Source organism: Microcystis sp. BLCC-F209 (genome assembly GCF_041928595.1).
Classification (GTDB): domain Bacteria; phylum Cyanobacteriota; class Cyanobacteriia; order Cyanobacteriales; family Microcystaceae; genus Microcystis.
In genome coordinates this window covers 1-19,181 of sequence record NZ_JBHFLL010000345.1, presented here as the reverse complement: position 1 = coordinate 19,181, position 19,181 = coordinate 1, and the positions used below count along the sequence as shown (strand labels likewise).

Here is a 19,181-nt window from a genome sequence, read left to right as displayed (position 1 = left end):
CTATTAGCAAAATTCTATGACTCGCTGGTTTAATATTGCAGGTCCCTGTTCCAACGATATCCACTATATGCTCTCTCCCACAGTCAGATTACCAGATTTATAGGAGCTAATTCAACAACGTAGTTATTTTGTCCTTCACGCACCACGACAAACGGGGAAAACCACCGCTATGTTATCCCTAGCAAAACAACTTACCGATACCAGAAATTATGCCGCAGTCATGGTATCAGTGGAAGTAGGAAGTGCATTTAATCATGATCCTACTGCCGCAGAATTAGCAATTTTAGGGGCATGGTATAGTACAATTGAGGATAGTTTACCGACGGAATTACAACCACCTGCTAAACAATGGCAACAGGAAGAACCAGGAAGCAGAATTAAGGGTTTTTTAAGAGGTTGGGCAAAAGCTATCAATTGTCCCATAGTATTATTTATAGATGAAATTGACTCTTTACAAGACCAAGCATTAATATCAGTTTTACGACAGTTAAGAGATGGTTTTCCTAAACGTCCAGAAAATTTTCCCTCATCAGTAGGATTAATTGGTTTACGAGATGTGAGAGATTATAAAGTAGCATCGGGAGGTAGTGATAGACTAAATACATCCAGTCCTTTTAACATAAAAGTTGCTTCTCTGACTATGCGAAATTTTAATCTCGAAGAAGTAGGAGAATTATATCAACAGCATACAGCAGCAACTGGACAACTTTTCACACCAGAAGCAATAGAAACAGCGTTTGATTTAACCCAAGGACAACCTTGGTTAGTAAACGCTTTAGCTAAAGAAATTGTGGAAAAAATGGTAAAAGATAAAAGTATTTCTATTACCAAAAAACACATTTTAATAGCTAAAGAAATATTAATTGCACGTCAAGATACTCATTTAGATAGTTTAGCAGAACGTTTAAGAGAACCAAGAATTAAAGCCATTATTGAACCGATGTTAGCAGGTTTAGAATTAGGAAATATCCCTAATGATGATATTCAATTTGTCATAGATTTAGGATTATGTAAAATGCACCCATACGGAGGATTAACTATTGCTAATCCCATTTATCGAGAAGTGTTACCCAGGGTGTTAACTGTGACACCAATGGCATCTTTACCCATGATTGCACCCACTTGGTTAACCCCAGAGGGTGAATTAAATATAGATGCTTTATTAACTGCATTTATCAAATTTTGGCGACAACAGGTCGAACCCTTATTAGGTAGTACGGGATATCATGAAATCGCTCCACATATTGTATTAATGGCTTTTTTACATCGTGTGGTTAATGGTGGGGGAGTTTTAGAAAGGGAATATGCCATTGGTAGCGATAGAATGGATTTATGTTTGCAGTATAAAGATGTAATTTTAGGGATTGAATTGAAGGTGTGGCGGGATAAAAAGCGCGATCCTCAAGCTGATGGAATTGAACAATTAGAATCTTATTTAGGGCGTTTGGGGTTAGATTTTGGTTGGTTATTTATCTTTGATAGGCGTAAAAATGCTTTACCAATGGAAGAAAGGTTATCAACTGAGGTGTTGGTGACGGAAAATCAGTATAGAATTACTGTAATTCGGGCGTAAATGTTGATCTATTCCAACACCTTAAAGCTACGGAAAAGTATATAAAACCCATTTCACAGTCTGTATTGCCTCTGTGATTACCTCATCACCCCAAAGTTGTTTCATTATGGGTATTAAATTGTTAATTTCTTCCAATAAAGATTGACGATTATAAGAATATGAAGAGATTCTTGCTCTCCATAGATAATAGAAATATTCTGCATGATTACCTACTATTTCAGGAACAATAAAGCTACAAAGTAACGCACGTTCTTCCTGTGAAATTCCTTCCATAGATGCAACTGCTTCTAGAGTTCTTAAGATTAAGTTTTCAGGTAAAACACGGGCTAAAATTTTAAGAACTTCTGTTTTTATATATTGTTTTTTTATACCCAAAGCAATGTCAAGAGCCTCTGATTTGAAAGTTTCTGGTAAGCGTGGGGCAATTTTTTCATAGGCTACTTGTTCTCGTCCATTTTCAGAAAATAACTTCAAAGTTCTAATCATTAGCTTTTCTGGAACATATTCTGCAAAAGCTCCAAAATTAAATTTCATTATAAAGTTTTTCTTCTCTGAATCATCAGTAAAATTTCTCTGTTCTAAATCATCAAGAAGCTGTTCAAACAGATTGCTAGACAGATAGGGTAATACTATCCCTGTATTAATTACGGCTTTATTATCTTTGTTAAGTAAGGTTAACTCTAAAACTTTTGGAAGTAATTGCTGACGAACAGAATTTGATAAATAGGGTAATAATTTTTCCAAAACTCGCTCTTTTCCGTTCATATCTGAAATATCATTGACAATCTGAAAAATATCATTTATTAGCTGATTGCTCTGCTCATAAGGGACAAGTTCTACCAAAGCAAGAGCGCGTTTAACCCTATCCTCAATGCCTAACGCAATTTCTAACATTTCTTGACGCATACTAGGAGAAAATGATAAGAATTCAGTCAGAGCTTTGACTTTCTCAGAAACGTTTTCAATTAGGCGAACATCTCGAACAGCTTCACTCCAAACATCCGGGGCAAAGTTGGCAATTTTTTTCAGTAACTTTGCTCTAAATTTAGGCTTCTTAAATGAGCGAACAATCAATAAAATCTCTGTGAGATATTTAGGTAATATTTGACCCTTTAAAGAAATAATAACTTCCTGCAAAGCTTGGCATTTATAATATTCATCATGGATTTTATCAATCTCATTTAAGAAAAGAGGAAATAAATCAATCGGTAGATAAGGACAGAATAAACAAAGAGCTTCTTGTTTATCTGAATCTTCATAAAGAGTAGAAAATAAATCAAAAATCTCAGGCGTAAATTCTTGCGGCGCATGAACAATCAAATTTTTGATAACAGTTAAAAAAGCTAAGTGATCATAATTTATAGCTCTTGCTGTAACCAATATCTCATCCAAAAGGTCAGCACTAGCTACAGGTATTAGCTTATTTAAATTTTGATTGCGCCAAATTTCTTCTTTTTGTCTTTTAACACATTCTAAGGCTTCAGGAACTAAATGGGTAAAGTTTAAAGCTAATTCTACCAAGTGTTCAGTTTTATCTTTGTGATCAGTAATTATACGAATCTCGTTTAAGGCTTGATTTAATAATTCTTGATTGTCAGAATACGCGATCGCCAAACCTTTCAATCTACTAGCAAGACTGCTACCATGATTATTAGCATAAACAAAATTTAATACATCAGGTAAAATTTCAGGGTATCGTTTAGCCACTATCTCTAAAGTTAGACCTTTAATGCTTATCTCATCTATGCCGTTGGCAACTTCTCTTGTCTTTTCTTGTAGTTCATCAGGTAGAAGATGAGCAATTTCATTAAAAAAATAGTAGATCCAAAACTTATTGGGAAATACCTTAATAACATCCAATAATTGAGACCATACTTCTACAGGTAAGGCTGGAATCTTAACAAGGCTCTTGATAAACTCGGAAATTCTGAAAAAGGTTTCAAATCCTTCTTGAATTTCTGCTTCTACCCCATCCACTCTAGGAAGACGAAGAAGTAATTCTAAGATGTCAGGTAAACTGTTATCAGGAAGATGTTGATAAATTGCAAATAGGACTAGAACACTTTCTTCATTTTCAATATCGTTACTAATTGCTAAATAATCTCGAATTAACTCTTCTGGTAAGTAAGGGCCTATCTGTATAAGTGCCTTGGCTTTGTGCTTAGGCTCTGGAATCAATGAAACCATAGACAATGCTTGAGCAAAAATATTAAACCGTTCTTCTGGTTTTCTATTAAAAATCTCAATGGATAAGGTATTGACCATCTGAGAAACTAAGTAAATATCATAAATATTCTCTTGGTCAAAATCTTGGTCAAAATCAATTTTGCTAACCAATACATTGTTGACTTCAGTAATAAATTCAGGAAAAAAGACATCATCAATATATGGAAGGACTTTTTCAAAACTCTCAATTTGCAGCGATAAATCTGGCAATTCTTTAATTGCTCTTAAGATTTCATCAATTACAATAAGACTTTTAGGAACAACAGAAGCAATTTTTTCTAAAGCACTTATACGTTCTGATTCTTTTTCAATATTGTTAACTTTTTCTAAGGCAGAAAGTAAAATATCATCAGAATCGGGAATTGCTTTAGCTATTCTAGTCAACGCTCCTACCTGATCATCCAAGTCATTGATTAAAGAAAGGCTGTCCAAACATAATTGCTTTAATCTTTGATTCTCAGGAAAATAATTCAGTAATTCAATAATAGCCCATACTTTTGAGTTACTGTCAATTGATTCTGCTAACTTTAATACGTTGGGCAATAACTTGTCTGGATAGTAAGGAGTAATTTTTGCTAAGATTTCCAGTTCTTGATCCTCATTACGTCGTTGAGATATGTAGGCAAGACATTGTTCTGCTTTCCAATGCTTATTTTTGGCTAAAAATACCAGTAATTCATCGGAGTAGTCATTGGTAAAAGTCCTAAAAGAAGACATAATTAGGGCGTAACGAAGTTGCAGTGCAATCGCTTTTGATTTCGATAGATATTCACCGTTAATATATTCCCTTTCTGCTTCTTCCCAGGCTGCTATTATATTTTCTAAAAAACTATCTTTTCTGTGTTTTTCTAAAAAACTATTTGCACAAACAGCAGACTCTACAGCAGACTCCAAAGCTTCTAGGTAAGCGTGCTGTCCTTTTTCGGTTGTTAATGAAAGGATTTCATGAAGTTCCTGTTTATATGGCGTTTTTTTAAAATGGAAAGCTAATTGTTCCAATTCATATAGATCAAATTCAGCTAGAGGATTGTTTTGAGAAATTATCATGCTTTCCTCCTATGGAGCTTGTTTAACATATTTTCAACAATAAGCTTATTTGGTTGTACATCAAAACTTGTTATATCGTCAAAGTGTAATTTTCTTTTTAAGAAATCATAAAAGCTTCGATGATAAATACGATAGTGCTGTTTATTGTTTTCTATTATTTCATTAAAACAATTACGCCACAGGTTAATAATTTCTGATACTGTATTGGTTGGGAATTTACTAATTTCCGCAATGTATGAGATAGAAGCAGGTGTGTGGAGAGCAGCGATAATTCTGATAACCTTTTCATCTATTTCTCGGAATCTATCTTTATAAGATTTTTCCATAAAATCCCAATGCTTATTGTAATATCCATTCAGTCCTTGCGGTAAATCATGAATACTATCCTTAATATCTTCTGATAGTTTTTGCTCTTTAATATCTGTCATTACATAGAATAAATACATGAAGTTGCCTTCACTTTTTTTAGTGATCTTTTCGACAAAATCAGCATCACTAACCTGCCATTTCTCGATTTGTTGCCTTACACCAGGATCATTTAAGTAACTCTCGACATATAGCCGAACATCGTTGAGATTATCTTCATCATCATCCTTGATATCTATTCGTTTATTATTATTCACATAGAAATGCTGATCGTCTGCTTCACGAGAAGTAACAATGAAAAACACACCTTGAGGTAAGGCTTTAGGCAAACCAAGAATATTAAGCTCCCCATCTAACGGACTTCTCTTTGCTTCATCTAAAGCATCCACTAAAATAACTACTGTGTTATCTTCTTTGTTATCTTTCACTTTTTCTATTGCTTGTGGCAATAGATCTTCATCTATAAAATTTCTGTAAGTAAGTATTCTTTGATCTGGTTGACATTCAGGCAATTTTGAATAAGGTAATTCATATTTAACAATCAGTTGAGAACAAATACTAGCGAGAAAAATTTCAGTTGAATCAGTTCCTTCGGTGACAAAATGATGAATCCACTTTCTCTTTCTCACTAAATTTGACATCAATGCTGTTTTACCAATACCAGGCTCACCTTTAAGAATGATATAGCCTGAAGGAAAACTCTCATCTTTCAAATATTCGTCAATTTGATCATAGATATATTCCCTTCCGACAAATTCCCTTGTCTTGTCATCAACAATATTGTTGAAAGTCTGCTCAGGAATATGTCTTTTAATTTGATTATGATTAAGTTCTTCTGCTGGGTTATGAGGATTAACGAGATTTTGCAGTCTATTCCATTCGTCTGGATCAACAATCTCCGTAACATCTACTTTCAAGAAGTTACAAATTTTTTTGACATAGTAGCTCTCAATTGGTTTACCACCAAAAAATTCTCTTATCTTTTTTTCGTTAATCTGCCCGATTTTAGCAGCTTTGATTTCAGCAGCCATGTCTATAAAATTAATTTCCCTATCTTCATTTCTGGGATTGGGAATGTTACTCTTCAGTTCTTTCAATCGTGTTAGATTCCTTGCTGCAATTTTGCACATAGTTGATTGTTGCTCCTTTTAAGAAAATTACTACACAAACTTGATTTTACGGATCTCCTGACTTTTGAGTTAATAAAGTATAGCAGAATACAGTTTAGTGGCAATAGAGTTGCCTGAACCCTCATAGTAAGGGGTATAAGCATGGCTTGTCGCCCTACACTCATAAAAGTCGAATTAACTCACCAGACTGTGGACTGAGAGTCAGTCAATAAATATTTTACAAAATTTTCCTGTTAGCATAGCACAATTCTGGGCTACCAAACCAAAAGTAAGGCGAAACAAAATGAGCTTCTGGATCGGCTAATTGCAGTCTAGTGTCCTTGCTGTGTAGGATTTTTACTTTAAGTTAATACCAAATTCTGCAAGGTGACTTTCCCCGCAACCCCTGTTCCTGTCTGCCCAAATCGTCACTGACAGATAATGAGTCCGAAATATCCGAAATATCCGAAATATCCGTCCGAAATATCCTAGACATCACAAGATGCATTTTGGTAAAAGGGAGTTATGGAAAAAGAAACAATCTCTACCTGGAGGAAAAATTATGCCTTTTCCCTTAGTCTGGCTCATCCCCCCAGTTGTGGGTGCCATTGCTACTAAAGCGGCGGAAAAAGTCTTGAATCCACCACCACCACCGCCGCCACCACCACCACCACCACAAAAGAAATAATCTTAAAATTGCTTATTCTCTTTAGGTTTCAGACCAAGAGAGAATAATGTCTAGTCAACTGTTCATCGAGAGGGGAGAGCCAGTGATTTCAGTTAAATTTTAGTGGCTTGAAACCCTGACTCTCTTCCTACTTCTGAAAATTTAGTGTAGTGAATTTTGCAGGACCTCTATCTAGCACATTTAGGAAAACATCTTTGGAGGCAAAAATGTCAATCTGGAAAGATATGTTGGAAGAAACTGTAAAGCAAAGTAGTGGAAAGCTACTTGAAAATCAGTTACCTTGTGATTCTTCAATTGTAGGAAAGGTAAGAAATGCAGTTACCAGTAGTGTTTTTGGAATTATAGTATGGGAGACAATAAAAGCTGCTAATAATGCAGCAAGTAGTCTTTTGAAAAGTTACGAAATGGTTTCTGTTAAAGACCCGAAAACAGGACAAGAAATGGAATTTGATAATATGGATTCTTTCATTAAATGGTTAGCTAGTTTAGACGATAAACAAGCCAAAAAGTTATTGGAAGATGAAGAAGAACGTCGGCGGAAACGTAGTTTGGCTGCTCTTGACTTTGAGCATTAATTAAAGTGTCCTTTCCCCAGATATTGAAGAAGACAGCGATCGCTTACTACCAATAAGCGATCGCTTTCGTAGATTGGAGTTATGGTGATAAAAAAATCTTAAAAAATCACCATTTTCTATTGTTATGTTGATTCAATAATTTTTATCCCTGCTCTAAATTCCCGCAGGGATTGAGCATGATTTTCTATACCAATACAACGCATCAATAAACCTACATCTAAACTCGATAAAAGCTGCGATTTACTAACCGCTTCATATCCCTCATTTCCTAAACTATAAAACAATAACTCATCATTCATCCAAAACCAAACTTCAGGAATTTGTAACCGTTTGTATGCTTCTAGTTTATTAATTCCTCCACTACTAACAACCACCTCAATCACTAAATCAGGATGTTTTCTATTTGCTCCCAATTCATAGGATTCATCACCTTCTATTTTAACCTTTTCAAATTCATTTTCTAAGTTGACAGAACCAGTAGGAGTAAAATCTAATCCCAAAAATTCTAAATAAATTTCTACTAAGGAAGCAATACGTTTTTTGATAGTTTCGTGTTTTTTCCCTGGCATTTTTCTAATCTCCAAAACTCCATCTAAAAAAGATAACCTTAACCCTGGGCGATCGATTAGCTGTTCAACAGCTTTAAATTCTCTCCAAGTTAAGTCACTAATTAAAATTGGTTCTGCTTCTCGTTCGATGAGTGTAGTTATCATAATTTAAACCCAAATTTAGAGAGTGAATTTTTCTCCACATGATATCAGATAAAAACAGATTATAGCGTTTCTGATTCAGAAGAGGTACATTTCCGATCCTGAACAGCTTAATCAGCAAAGGTTTAAGTGTGCCGCACAGATGCGAGAACTGCTATATCATGAAAAATATCAGAGTCTGACAAACCACCCTTAATCATACCATAGCCTTGATCAGTAAACCTTTTGAGAATACCAAATCATCAGACCTCTTGTAAAAATCAAAAATTGTTGTTAGGGTTAGAAGTCAGTAGCCAGTAGTCGGTCGTCAGGAGAATTAAGAATGAATAAAAATCAATTAAGTGGTCTATTTACATATTTTATGCAATTTAATCCTTATTTTTGACGTTTTTGAACCCTCAAAAATCAACTATGCAAGAGATATTATCTAAATTACTTGTTAATACTGCACACTTAAAACTCAAATCTGATAACTGATAACTGATAACTGATAACTGTCTTACTCAGCTTTTACCAAACCCTGAGAGCGAATACAGGCCAGTTCCCAGCGACAATCGGGATTAACTTCCACCGGTTTGAGTCGGGCCCAGATTTCGCCTTGAGCATCGGCATAAAAACTATCGATAATAGCGGGAACACGAGTACCGAAAGGTTCGGTAATCAGGACAGAATCGGTCAGATTAAATACTTCGCCACTGGCTCCCGTTGCTTTTTCGATGACGGGAATTTCTGCTTTGGGAATTGGTTTTCGGAATAGAGGAGCCGAATCGGAACGGGGACGGAAAGGAGATTTTATCTCGCTACTGACTGATTTTACCGTTTCTGCGGCCGGTTTTTCCTCAATTATTTCTGGAGGGGTTTCCGGGGGTTTGGGTGGTACTGCAGCCCTAGAACCCTTTTTAATAATTTGTAGAGGTTGTAGGGGAGAAGTGGCTTGAATTGGCTCTTCGGGGGGTTCAGGGGTGCTAGGGGTTTTCTTCGGGGGACGTGGCATGGTAGGACAAGGAAAATAAAAACTATAGGATTATTGAAGCACATCGAGCCGCTAACCCGCTCGACCGCTGCTTGTATCAATTTTGCTGTGGCTAATTCTTCCCTGGCCCCGGGCCAGATACCCGCACTACAGCTATCTTAGGAATTAGTCGATTCCCCTCTCCCCTCGAACTTATTGAAAAACTTTCTCATTAAGTATTGACAAAAATTCCTAATAAGCTTATGGTTATATATAGTGTTCTCCTCTTAAGGATCGGCAGTGGAACCGCGCGGCAGTCTCTAACAACGCGGTTCCCATTTTTTTTTGGAACGATAGAAGGCTTTTAACGTCTCTAAACTTCTAGGTTTCCTCATCCTTTGGCTTTTATGAACGATAATTCCGACCTGTACCTCGATCATCTCACCCATGCGGATACTGTCATCACTGCTGAAATTGTCGAGCATGAGAGTCAATCCACAGATGAGACAGATTGGGCAGCTCTATCCTCTCATTTACGTCAACAAAATCAAGAATTACAAGCGGAGATCTGGCGACGGGAGCAAGCTCTCGCAGAACTGCGATCCCGGTTAGCCGAGCAACATCGTCGCTTGCAAAGTTGCGATACCCTAATCCAGCAGCAAAACGAGGAACTGCAATACGAAAAGCAACAATTACAGCGAGCGTTAGGAGAAATCAAACAGTATCGTCAAGCAGAACAACGGCAACCGATGATTATTGCCAATTTGACCTCAGAATTGACCCGCACGCGCCAACAATTAGCCCGTTTAGAGCGAGAATGTGCCTTAATTCAGGAAAGTTATCAGGAAAAAAGCCAAAAACTCTGCAACTATGACCAGCAATTGCAGGAATTACGCACCCGTCTCCAACGTCAGCAACGCTACACCCTCCAGTATAAAGCGGCCTTAGCCCAGTATTTCCAACGCGGTAGCGATCGGAATTTTTCCCCAGATTTAGCCATTGTTGCCAAGGCAGCTGCGATCGAGCCTTGGTCTCAGACAGAGAATCAAGAAAGCGATGAAGTGGCTACCATAAATGAGTTTGTAGCGGAATTAGAGACAATTGAGCCAGTAGAATCCTTAAATAAGAAAGACAGGGATTGGCCAGCACCTATCATTTCTCCTTCCCCGAAATATTCCTCTTTTCGGGTTGATTTGCCCACTTTTATTAAATATCGCCAAGAAAAAGATAATTCCTGAACAACAGAAAGAGAGCCGGCGACTGTCCATGTTTCGTCTCGGCTCTCTATTCTGGTTCGCTCCTCACACTAATTAAAATCTATCATAAGCTGGTGATTTTATCTACTAAATTCATAAAAGTTGATATTTTTATAGTTCCGTCATCGGCAGCAGTTGCCATTTTTGATGGAGAAGACGGTTAAGTAGTTTTTGACTGACGCTAATCAGGATTAATCTCGATCGCTGAATTGGGGCCGATTCTCCGATAATGCGACAGTTACGCTCAAAATTGAGCATCGCTTCGCAAAAATTCGCGGTTAGGGGATAGAGTTTCTGGCCTTCCCAACAATCGCAAACGGTTAAAATTTGCAGGATTAAGGCTATTTCGGCGGGATGATGCCAGGATAATAGTTCTGGCTCGGTTAATCTAATTTTTTCCCGATTGAGCAGTTGTAACAAACTAGAATAACGAGCGTGGGTGTATTGAAATAAAAAGAAAAATTCTCCTCTGGGATGGAGAGGAAGCTGATCGGAGAAAAACTTATCGATTAAATCGTTTAGTTTCAGTAACCAAAAGGACAAAAATTGCTGATCTAATAATAATTCTAGCCATCCTTCCCTAAGCTGAATTTGCGGAAAAAAGGTGATTAAATGGTTAAATATGGTTTGACATTGAGCGGACGTAAAATAATAAAACAGAGGTGAACGATAGAGGATAATATCAGTTTTTGGGCAACGATAGAAAGTTAATTTATGGTTGTTTTCTGGAAAAATATTAATTAATTGTTGTTTTAAACAATGCTCGATCGAGGGGTGATTGCAGATAAAATTCATACTCAGAAGGGTAAACGTAGTCGTGCCAAATTAATTGCCATTGGCGAGATAAGTAGGTGGGTGGAATTAAATATAAAATGAACGTAGGTTGGGTTGAAGCATGAAACCCAACGCCCGCATGGGTTACGCTACCGCTAACCCATCCTACAAATAATTGTGCCTACCTACTTAAGCACTGTGGTCAAAGCAAATTTTTGGCTTAAGATGAATATAGGCGATCGGATAGTCTTTCTCTTGTCAGAAACTTCAGACTATCTCTAGGGGCTTACCTCTGTCAATCTGGGGGGTTGCACTTCACTTTTGCATGGGCGATTCATGTCGTCTTTTCTGTTAGGCTTAATTTTTGTCAATTATTGATCAGTAATTCCTGGATTTCTCCCCTATTATTGCCCTGGGAATTAATATTTCGTCGGGCTTTTACCCTTTGAATATTATAATCTTTATATAAATCATCAAAAAAATTATTGTCAGAGTCAAAGTTTTTAAGGTCGGAATTACTTAAAATAAATTTATAACCTGCCCGATCGACTCGATCGATAAATTGTTTTAATCTTATTTGCTCCTCATCGTTAAAATCTTCTTTAGTATAAGAGGTAAAAGCTGATGTTTTTTTAATCGGTTTATAGGGAGGATCAAAATAAAATAAAGTCTTGTTATTGGCATAATTCAGGGTTTGGACAAAATCTCCTTGTAGGATCGTCACTTTCTGTAAATGATGGTTGACAGCTAATAAGTTTTCTTCATTGCAGATCAACGGTTTGACATATTTTCCAAAAGGGACATTAAAAAGTCCTTTGCTATTGACTCTATAAAGTCCATTAAAACAAGTTTTATTGAGAAATAATAACAAAACTGTTTTTTCTATATCTTCATCACAGCCACGAGAATTAAATTCTATTCTTTTATCTAAAAAAAACTTTTGTTGTTCCTCTAGATTTTTAAGTTCATAAAAATCCTGCTGGATTTGTTTAAGCTTGAATATTAATTCTTTGACATTATTTTTAATAACATTATAAGCCATGATTAAATCAGGATTGATGTCATTAATAATAACTTTTTGGACAGAAGAAAAATTATTTAAAACTGAGAATAAAACTGCCCCACCTCCGACAAAAGGTTCAATGTAGTTAAACTGACAATCTTGAGAAATCTGGGAATTAATCAAAGATAGAATATTAGGAACCAGTTGAGTTTTGCCTCCCGCCCACTTTAAAAAAGGTTTGCCGCTAACTGTTTTCCTTTGAGACAAAGAAGTGGTCATTATTATTGCTAGATTATCCTAATTTATTCAATTTACAGCGCAATTCAAGAAAACCTGAAAGGCGGATTTGGTATCAGAAAGGTAAACGGGGCATTGTTTTCAATACTGATTCAATTTGGTTGATTAAATCCAGCAGACGATTGCCATCCACATGAACCTCGCTGGTGGGATAATTGTCGAGGACTTCGATGACTTGAATCTCATTGTCGTTGAGGGCAGAAGTGACTAAGGAACCGCGTAAAGCTTGCCGACTAGCGGCTCGATTGGGGGTGTGGACAATTTCGGCGGCGTAATCTAGCAAACTTTCGCCAAAAAAACTATTAAGAAATTTGGAAAGAAAGATGGCATCCACCGCTACGCGACGATTAAGGATTTTGCGGAATTCTTCGGGTTTTTGGTTAGCCATCTTTAATTGTGAGGCTAAAGCGGGAGCTAATTCGCCTGTTTCGCTCAATTGCTTTAATTCTGATACCGATACGGACCCTTGGAAGATGTGGTATTTTATGATAGCTGATTCGGCGGCTGACAAAGACTGACAAACACCGAGAAAGATAGATATTCCTAGGGGAAGTAAAAGATTTTTGAACATAAACCAAAGGTGCAAAACAAGCGATAAGCGATCGGGATGATTGACTCATTCTAACGGAATTGGTTGCCGCTTAGGAAAAACTTAAGACGGTGTGGATTATCTAGAGATGAATTTTTTAGTCACCCAACTAGAAGCAAAAAGCTGATGGCTTAATGCTAATCATTAATTTACATTCGCGACAGGGCGGCGATTTTCGCTAGTTTATCTTTTTCCAAACCGTTGAGATCCTCTAGCTTTAACCATCCTTCCTTTAATAGTTGAGCAAAGACAAAAATTAGGGAAGTATAGCGATAGTCATATTTACCATCAATCTGATGTCGTCGGGCGCTCAGATAATCGTGCATTTGCCAGATATCATCTAAAACCGTGATCTGACCAGACTGTTCTTTAATATGTTCTATTAAAGTGCTAGTTTCTCGCTGATAGGCTTTTTGGAAAGCAGTTTGAGCAATTTCTTGTTCCGTATCTGACCAAATTATTTCACTCATAGGCATGATTTTAGTTTTAGGGGTGATAATTTTGGGTTTTTGAACTACCTCGACTCTTTTCGCCCACATCTGTAAGAATAATTGTTTAGTTATTCTTACCTAGATCGGAGAAGAAACCGGTGTATTTACCAATTTTTTTAAGTCAGCCTTTTAATTGTATAAAAAAAAGAGTTCACTTGACAAGGAACTCTAATAAGTTTCATCAGAATTTTTAATGATTTCTCTCAGTAGCTATTTAGCCACGGGCAAAGTTTAATAATTCTTTCGGAGAAGCTAATAAATCGATCGCTACGAAGAAAATTTTATTATCAGGAGTTAGGAGGAAGCGCCATGCCATATTCATACCCACACCTGCACCAAACCAAGGAGTTTGTACTTTTCCCGTCACTTTAATCTGAGTAAAACCGTCATCGGCGGGTTCTACTACACCGCGTTCGGGGATTAATTTCAAATTTTGGCATTCTTCCCGGAAAAAGCGATATACTGCCTCTTTACCGACGACGGGACGTTGGAAAGGTGGTTGCAGAGCGCCGTCAGGGGTGAATAATTCAATTAATACATCAAAGTCGTTAGCGTTGAGGTTGTCCATATAGTTGAGGACGGTGGCATTGGTAACGCCTTCAATGCTAACTTTGGTCCGTTCGGCAATATTTTGGGGAGGAACCACGGGTTCGGAAATACGGTTATAATCGCCCAGTTTCTTGGGATCGTAGCCCATATCGACCACACAATTCCGCAGAACGGTGATTTGTTGTCCCGACTCTAATTTTTTAATCCCGTCTAAAACGGCACTAGCATTAGCAGATAGTTCATAACCCTTGGGAATTGGCGCAACACTGCCATCTTCCATCCATTGTCCTAATTGATACCAGAATCCCAGCTTGATATTAGCAGACCAAGTGCCGTAGGTACGACAAATCGGGGTGTCAGCATGGTTGGCTAAGTCGCACATCACCTGCGACTGTTGCAGGGGTGACATCTGCCGAATTTCATTCATGGTTTTTTCGGCAAAGACCATACTAGCAGCGCCGGGGGCGGCAACGGTGATGGTTTTGCCCATTTCTAGATAGGCAAACCAAATCAAGGCTAGTTGATCTTCGGTATTCAGCTGATTGAAACGCGCAATCGTGGCGGGAACCACATCCGCTGATAGCGTGTTGGGGAAAATGCTCCGCGCTGATTCGATCGTAAACGGCATAGATTCACCTTGAAGTAAAGTTTTGTATCAATTTACCAGCATTCTATCATATTTGCGCCACAAGGCAGCACCCCTGGGGAAACTTTCCCAAAAAAAGCTGTACTTTAGATCACACTTACCCAGTATTATCACAAAATCTTAATGGTTGAACAACTGTTCTATCAATTATCTGGTTTTGCGGCAGCAACGAGCGATCGCCTTTAGTTTGGCGATGCTATATAATAAAAAGTATCTCCAGAGAATGATTTTTCCTGTCTCTATGCAACACGCCTCTCTGACTCGCTTTGAACCTGCGACTACTCTTGATGAAATCCATTTAACTATATCTCCTGAACCCCTATTAACTCAGAAGGAAATAGATGCTTTTTATCGAGAAGAAATGAATAAAGTGAGAGGGGAAGATAAAATTCAGCGTCTAAAATTAGGGTTAAAACGGGTCATAGATACGCAACAATATTACAAAGCCTGTTTAATGGGACACACGGGGGTAGGCAAATCGACAGAATTAACTCGTTTAATTAATGATCATGAGATTAAACAGCATTTTAAACCCCTGCGATTTAGTGTTTTAAGTGAACTCGATGCGATTAATTTCAGTCCCCTTGATGTGTTTCTCTTTATGGTGGTGGAAATTGTTGAGAAAACCGCTAAAATTTCTCGGCAGCCTAGTAGTAAAAATTTACAAAAGCTTTGGGATTGGTTTAGTTCTGAAGAATTCACCCGTAAGGAAACCAGAGAAAGTCAAATCAAAACGGAAGCAGGAGCGGGAGTAAAGGAAGATTCTTTCTGGAATAAAATTCTCGGACTTTTTGCCTCTCTCAAGGGAGAATTCCGGTTTGCTTCCTCGCGAGAGAAAAAAGTTGTTGAATACCGTCTTTCCCGTTCCAGAGATTTAATTAATATTGCTAATCAACTCCTGAAAGAGTGTAATCAGAACTTACAGGAAACTATGCAGAGAAGCTGGTTAATTATTGGAGAGGACTTTGATAGAGTGTCTGTTTCACGAGAAGCGGTCAGGGATTTATTTTTAAACTGTTCTAACATTTTCAAAGATTTAGACATTCACATTATTTTTAATATTCCGATTGGATTGTATAATTCATCTCCCGGGATTAACCTCACTTTTGACCATAATCTCCTGATTCCCGATACTGCGGTTTTTTGCCAAAAAGATCATACTCCTAACCAAAAAGGACGGGAAGCAGTGAGAAAAGTTTTAGAAGCAAGAGTTAAATCTAATTTATTTGAAGATGGACAAATAGAGCGGGTTATTATTGCCTCTGGTGGCAACATCAGAGATTTGCTCTATTTGCTTAGAGAAGCTTCTGAAGAGGCAATTGTCAATCAACAAAATCTGATCATGTCTAGTCATATTAGCAAGGCAATTAACAAGTTAAGAACAGAATATAGATCACGTTTAGGAACAAATCCTCATGATAACGATCATGTTAGTTATGGGGATAAGGTAGCATTGTTAAAACGAATTTATGATGCTAATCCAGAAGCACAAATTCCCAATGAAGTATTATACGCTTTATTAAATGATCGAGCGATTCAAGAAGTAGATGGAGACGGGGAAAGATGCTTTATGGTGCATCCCCTTGTGGTTGATATTTTAAATGCTCAAGGTCGTATTCCTACTGGTCCCGATGGAGGTGTCCCCGGTGGTACATCAAGTTAATCAAACTAATCAATCGGAGTTAGAACCGGGTACTATTTCCCATACGGCAGCTCGTTTGCTATTATGGGGACGAAGACCATCTAGAGGTTTAGCTAGGGTGGAATTTTATGATGAGTTTTCCCGTCAGCAAGTAGTTAGAGAATTAGAGAATAAACTGCAAGAACAAGGCATTATTTTTCATAAAATTGTCTTACCAAGATGGAAAAAACCCTCTTTTGTCTTGAACTTCTTGTTAACACAATTGACAGAATTGGAGTCGGGAGTAGTATCAATTACTGGTTTTGAAACCGCTTTTTCTGATGCTTCCCTAGTAGATGCCTTGCAATTAATTAATTTCAATCGAGAAAATTTAGCTCGCTTTAATCTCCGACAAATTTGGTGGATGAATCATGATTTTACTAACAAAGTTATTCGGTATATGCCAGATTTAAATTCTTGGTTTTTCCTGCGATTATTTTTAACAGAAAATTCAACCCAAGCTACCAACTATAATCAGCTATTTACCGATAAAAATACCGTTCATGATCCCTATAATTTACCAGGAACAGCAGTTAACTTTGTTGGTAGAGAACAGGAATTATCCCGGATTCATCAAGCTTTTCAGCAATCTTCCCCAATTGTTTTAAGTGGGATGGGAGGTTCGGGAAAAACTGAATTAGCTTTACAGTATGCTTGGCAACATAAAGGGGATTATCCTGCGGGTATTTGTTGGATAAATGTCCTTAACAGTGACCCCGGTTTGGCTATTTTATTTTTTGCCAGAGAATACCTGGGTTTAAACATCCCCAATCAGGGAACCTTAAGTGAACGAGTGCGTTACTGTTGGCAAAATTGGCCCGAGGGAAATGCTTTAATTATTTTTGATGATGTGCGTGACTACGACCAAATTAAATCTTATCTACCACCGGGAAAAGAATCTCGTTTTCGGGTTTTAATTACCACTCGCTTTAGTTACTTAGGGGTATCGCTATCAACGATAAACTTAGATGTTCTCACAGAAGCGCAAGCTTTAGATTTACTGCAAACCTACTTAGGAAAAGAACGTCTAACCGCGGAGTTAGAGGCAGCCAAGCAACTTTGTCAGTGTTTAGGATATTTGCCTCTAGGATTACAATTACTAGGCAGTTTTCTGAGACAAGAAACCACTGAAACTTTAGCAAATATCAAGGAAAAATTCTCCAAAAAAGGCTTAAAATATCTCAACTCTGATAAGGAGGAAGTCCGCAGTATTAAAACAATTCTCGATCTCAGTTGGCAACTGTTAGAAACAGAAGAACAAAAATTAGCTCTTTATCTCAGTTTATTTGCTTCGGCACCTTTTCCCAACCACTTAATCATCAGTTTATTTTCTGATGAAGCTAAAGATGAGATAGAAAAATGGTTAACCGATAGCTTGGTTAAGCTTAATTTGCTGAAATCTTTAGGCAATGAATGGTATCAACTGCATCCTCTCATCCGTCTTTATCTACGGGAAAAATTAGAAGGTTCCGAGATAGCCAATACCGCAAAAAGTCGTTATTGTACGGTGATGACAGATACATCGAGAACAGTCCCCCAAACTCCTACTCTAGATATTATTCAAAATCTGACTCCCTTAATTCCCCATATTGAACAAGCTGTCAGGGAATATCCAGAATATATCGCTGATGAGGATTTAGTTTCGTCCTATACGGGTTTAGCTCGTTATTATAAAGGACAAGGATTGTATGCTATTGCTGAACCTTACTATCAAGCTTGTTTAACCGCAACTCGAACCCGCTTAGGAGAAAATCATCTCGATGTGGCAACTTCCCTCAACAATTTAGCAGCATTGTACGATTCCCAAGGTAGATACTCAGAAGCGGAACCTCTCTATCTAGAAGCATTAGATTTGTTAAAACGACTCTTAGGAGACAATCATCCCCATGTGGCAACTTCCCTCAACAATTTAGCAGGATTGTACGAATCCCAAGGTAGATACTCAGAAGCGGAACCTCTCTATCTAGAAGCTTTAGATTTGAGAAAACGACTCTTAGGAGACAATCATCCCCATGTGGCACAATCCCTCAACAATTTAGCACACTTGTACGAATCCCAAGGCAGTTACACAGAAGCGGAACCTCTCTATCTATAAGAATTAGATTTTTATAAACGACTCTTAGGAGACAATCATCCCTCTCTGGCAACTTCCCTCAACAATTTAGCACACTTGTACGATTCCCAAGGCAGGTACACAGAAGCAGAACCTCTCTATCTAGAAGCATTAGATTTGGATAAACGACTTTTAGGAGACAATCATCCCTCTGTGGCACTTTCCCTCAACAATTTAGCACACTTGTACCATTCTCAAGGCAGGTACACAGAAGCGGAACCTCTCCTTCTAGAAGCATTAGATTTGAGAAAACGACTCTTAGGAGACAATCATCCCCATGTGGCACAATCTCTCAACAATTTAGCAGCATTGTACAAATCCCAAGGTAGGTACACAGAAGCAGAACCTCTCTATCTAGAAGCTTTAGATTTGGATAAACGACTTTTAGGAGACAATCATCCCTCTGTGGCAACTTCCCTCAACAATTTAGCAGGATTGTACTATTCCCAAGGCAGGTACACAGAAGCGGAACGGAAGTGCGTCGTGTCGGGAGAGTGGGTGCATGGTGGTGTAGATCTCGGTGGTCGCGGTCTGGG

Annotated in this window: 13 protein-coding genes and 2 pseudogenes; 6 read left to right on the top strand and 9 right to left on the bottom strand. The window is 37.7% G+C overall.

The window, feature by feature from the left end; translation table 11 throughout:
- Positions 1-16: 16 nt before the first annotated feature.
- Positions 17-1,573 (top strand): annotated as a pseudogene (locus ACE1AQ_RS23110) (AAA-like domain-containing protein).
- A 27-nt stretch (positions 1,574-1,600) separates the two neighbouring features.
- Here ACE1AQ_RS23110 and ACE1AQ_RS23105 read toward each other — a convergent pair.
- On the bottom strand, positions 1,601-4,846 hold the full coding sequence (locus ACE1AQ_RS23105) for a hypothetical protein (protein WP_110543321.1): 3,246 nt from the start codon (positions 4,844-4,846) through the stop codon (positions 1,601-1,603).
- A complete protein-coding gene (locus ACE1AQ_RS23100; RefSeq protein ID WP_110543323.1) occupies positions 4,843-6,342 on the bottom strand; it encodes an ATP-binding protein in 1,500 nt (499 codons plus the stop codon). The genes ACE1AQ_RS23105 and ACE1AQ_RS23100 overlap by 4 nt, the downstream gene beginning before the upstream one ends.
- A 541-nt stretch (positions 6,343-6,883) precedes the next feature.
- Between ACE1AQ_RS23100 and ACE1AQ_RS23095 the strand changes: the two genes are divergently transcribed.
- The gene (locus tag ACE1AQ_RS23095; protein ID WP_268932507.1) at positions 6,884-7,009 is read left to right on the top strand and encodes a hypothetical protein; all 126 of its coding nucleotides are present in this window, start codon (positions 6,884-6,886) and stop codon (positions 7,007-7,009) included.
- A 206-nt stretch (positions 7,010-7,215) separates the two neighbouring features.
- Positions 7,216-7,584, top strand: a complete 369-nt coding sequence (locus tag ACE1AQ_RS23090) for a hypothetical protein (protein WP_110543326.1) — start codon at positions 7,216-7,218, stop codon at positions 7,582-7,584.
- A gap of 122 nt (positions 7,585-7,706) precedes the next feature.
- On the opposite strand, the gene ACE1AQ_RS23085 is transcribed toward ACE1AQ_RS23090, so the two are convergent.
- Both ACE1AQ_RS23085 and ACE1AQ_RS23080 read right to left on the bottom strand, forming a co-directional pair.
- Complete coding sequence (locus ACE1AQ_RS23085) at positions 7,707-8,297, bottom strand: Uma2 family endonuclease (RefSeq protein ID WP_110543328.1); 591 nt, start codon at positions 8,295-8,297, stop codon at positions 7,707-7,709.
- A 496-nt stretch (positions 8,298-8,793) separates the two neighbouring features.
- Positions 8,794-9,288, bottom strand: a complete 495-nt coding sequence (locus tag ACE1AQ_RS23080) for a hypothetical protein (protein ID WP_110543331.1) — start codon at positions 9,286-9,288, stop codon at positions 8,794-8,796.
- A gap of 365 nt (positions 9,289-9,653) precedes the next feature.
- Between ACE1AQ_RS23080 and ACE1AQ_RS23075 the strand changes: the two genes are divergently transcribed.
- A complete protein-coding gene (locus ACE1AQ_RS23075; RefSeq protein WP_110543333.1) occupies positions 9,654-10,484 on the top strand; it encodes a hypothetical protein in 831 nt (276 codons plus the stop codon).
- 129 nt (positions 10,485-10,613) lie between these two features.
- Here the strand turns inward: ACE1AQ_RS23075 and ACE1AQ_RS23070 are convergent, their stop codons facing one another.
- From ACE1AQ_RS23070 to ACE1AQ_RS23050, 5 genes are all read right to left on the bottom strand, one after another.
- Positions 10,614-11,297, bottom strand: a complete 684-nt coding sequence (locus ACE1AQ_RS23070) for a DALR anticodon-binding domain-containing protein (protein WP_110543335.1) — start codon at positions 11,295-11,297, stop codon at positions 10,614-10,616.
- 346 nt (positions 11,298-11,643) lie between these two features.
- On the bottom strand, positions 11,644-12,558 hold the full coding sequence (locus tag ACE1AQ_RS23065; RefSeq protein ID WP_008204502.1) for a DNA adenine methylase: 915 nt from the start codon (positions 12,556-12,558) through the stop codon (positions 11,644-11,646).
- 73 nt (positions 12,559-12,631) lie between these two features.
- Positions 12,632-13,147 (bottom strand): alpha/beta hydrolase, encoded by a 516-nt coding sequence (locus ACE1AQ_RS23060; protein ID WP_008204500.1) that lies wholly within the window; start codon positions 13,145-13,147, stop codon positions 12,632-12,634.
- 167 nt (positions 13,148-13,314) lie between these two features.
- Positions 13,315-13,704, bottom strand: a complete 390-nt coding sequence (locus ACE1AQ_RS23055; protein WP_110543337.1) for a hypothetical protein — start codon at positions 13,702-13,704, stop codon at positions 13,315-13,317.
- Between the two features lie 166 nt (positions 13,705-13,870).
- The gene (locus ACE1AQ_RS23050) at positions 13,871-14,833 is read right to left on the bottom strand and encodes an orange carotenoid-binding protein (RefSeq protein WP_002777584.1); all 963 of its coding nucleotides are present in this window, start codon (positions 14,831-14,833) and stop codon (positions 13,871-13,873) included.
- A gap of 259 nt (positions 14,834-15,092) precedes the next feature.
- Between ACE1AQ_RS23050 and ACE1AQ_RS23045 the strand changes: the two genes are divergently transcribed.
- Both ACE1AQ_RS23045 and ACE1AQ_RS23040 read left to right on the top strand, forming a co-directional pair.
- On the top strand, positions 15,093-16,514 hold the full coding sequence (locus tag ACE1AQ_RS23045) for a hypothetical protein (RefSeq protein ID WP_110543339.1): 1,422 nt from the start codon (positions 15,093-15,095) through the stop codon (positions 16,512-16,514).
- Positions 16,483-19,116 (top strand): annotated as a pseudogene (locus ACE1AQ_RS23040) (tetratricopeptide repeat protein); the annotation flags it as partial. The gene ACE1AQ_RS23045 and the pseudogene ACE1AQ_RS23040, both read left to right, overlap by 32 nt.
- Positions 19,117-19,181 lie beyond the last annotated feature (65 nt).

Excerpts from the sequence above, each read along its gene's own strand:
- ACE1AQ_RS23050 (WP_002777584.1), bottom strand. The coding sequence starts at position 14,833 with ATGCCGTTTACGATCGAATCAGCGCGGAGCATTTTCCCCAACACGCTA.
- ACE1AQ_RS23105 (WP_110543321.1), bottom strand. The coding sequence starts at position 4,846 with ATGATAATTTCTCAAAACAATCCTCTAGCTGAATTTGATCTATATGAA.
- ACE1AQ_RS23070 (WP_110543335.1), bottom strand. The coding sequence starts at position 11,297 with ATGAATTTTATCTGCAATCACCCCTCGATCGAGCATTGTTTAAAACAA.
- ACE1AQ_RS23080 (WP_110543331.1), bottom strand. The coding sequence starts at position 9,288 with ATGCCACGTCCCCCGAAGAAAACCCCTAGCACCCCTGAACCCCCCGAA.
- ACE1AQ_RS23085 (WP_110543328.1), bottom strand. The coding sequence starts at position 8,297 with ATGATAACTACACTCATCGAACGAGAAGCAGAACCAATTTTAATTAGT.
- ACE1AQ_RS23100 (WP_110543323.1), bottom strand. The coding sequence starts at position 6,342 with ATGTGCAAAATTGCAGCAAGGAATCTAACACGATTGAAAGAACTGAAG.
- ACE1AQ_RS23090 (WP_110543326.1), top strand. The coding sequence starts at position 7,216 with ATGTCAATCTGGAAAGATATGTTGGAAGAAACTGTAAAGCAAAGTAGT.
- ACE1AQ_RS23095 (WP_268932507.1), top strand. The coding sequence starts at position 6,884 with ATGCCTTTTCCCTTAGTCTGGCTCATCCCCCCAGTTGTGGGTGCCATT.
- ACE1AQ_RS23045 (WP_110543339.1), top strand. The coding sequence starts at position 15,093 with ATGCAACACGCCTCTCTGACTCGCTTTGAACCTGCGACTACTCTTGAT.
- ACE1AQ_RS23060 (WP_008204500.1), bottom strand. The coding sequence starts at position 13,147 with ATGTTCAAAAATCTTTTACTTCCCCTAGGAATATCTATCTTTCTCGGT.
- ACE1AQ_RS23075 (WP_110543333.1), top strand. The coding sequence starts at position 9,654 with ATGAACGATAATTCCGACCTGTACCTCGATCATCTCACCCATGCGGAT.
- ACE1AQ_RS23055 (WP_110543337.1), bottom strand. The coding sequence starts at position 13,704 with ATGTGGGCGAAAAGAGTCGAGGTAGTTCAAAAACCCAAAATTATCACC.
- ACE1AQ_RS23065 (WP_008204502.1), bottom strand. The coding sequence starts at position 12,558 with ATGACCACTTCTTTGTCTCAAAGGAAAACAGTTAGCGGCAAACCTTTT.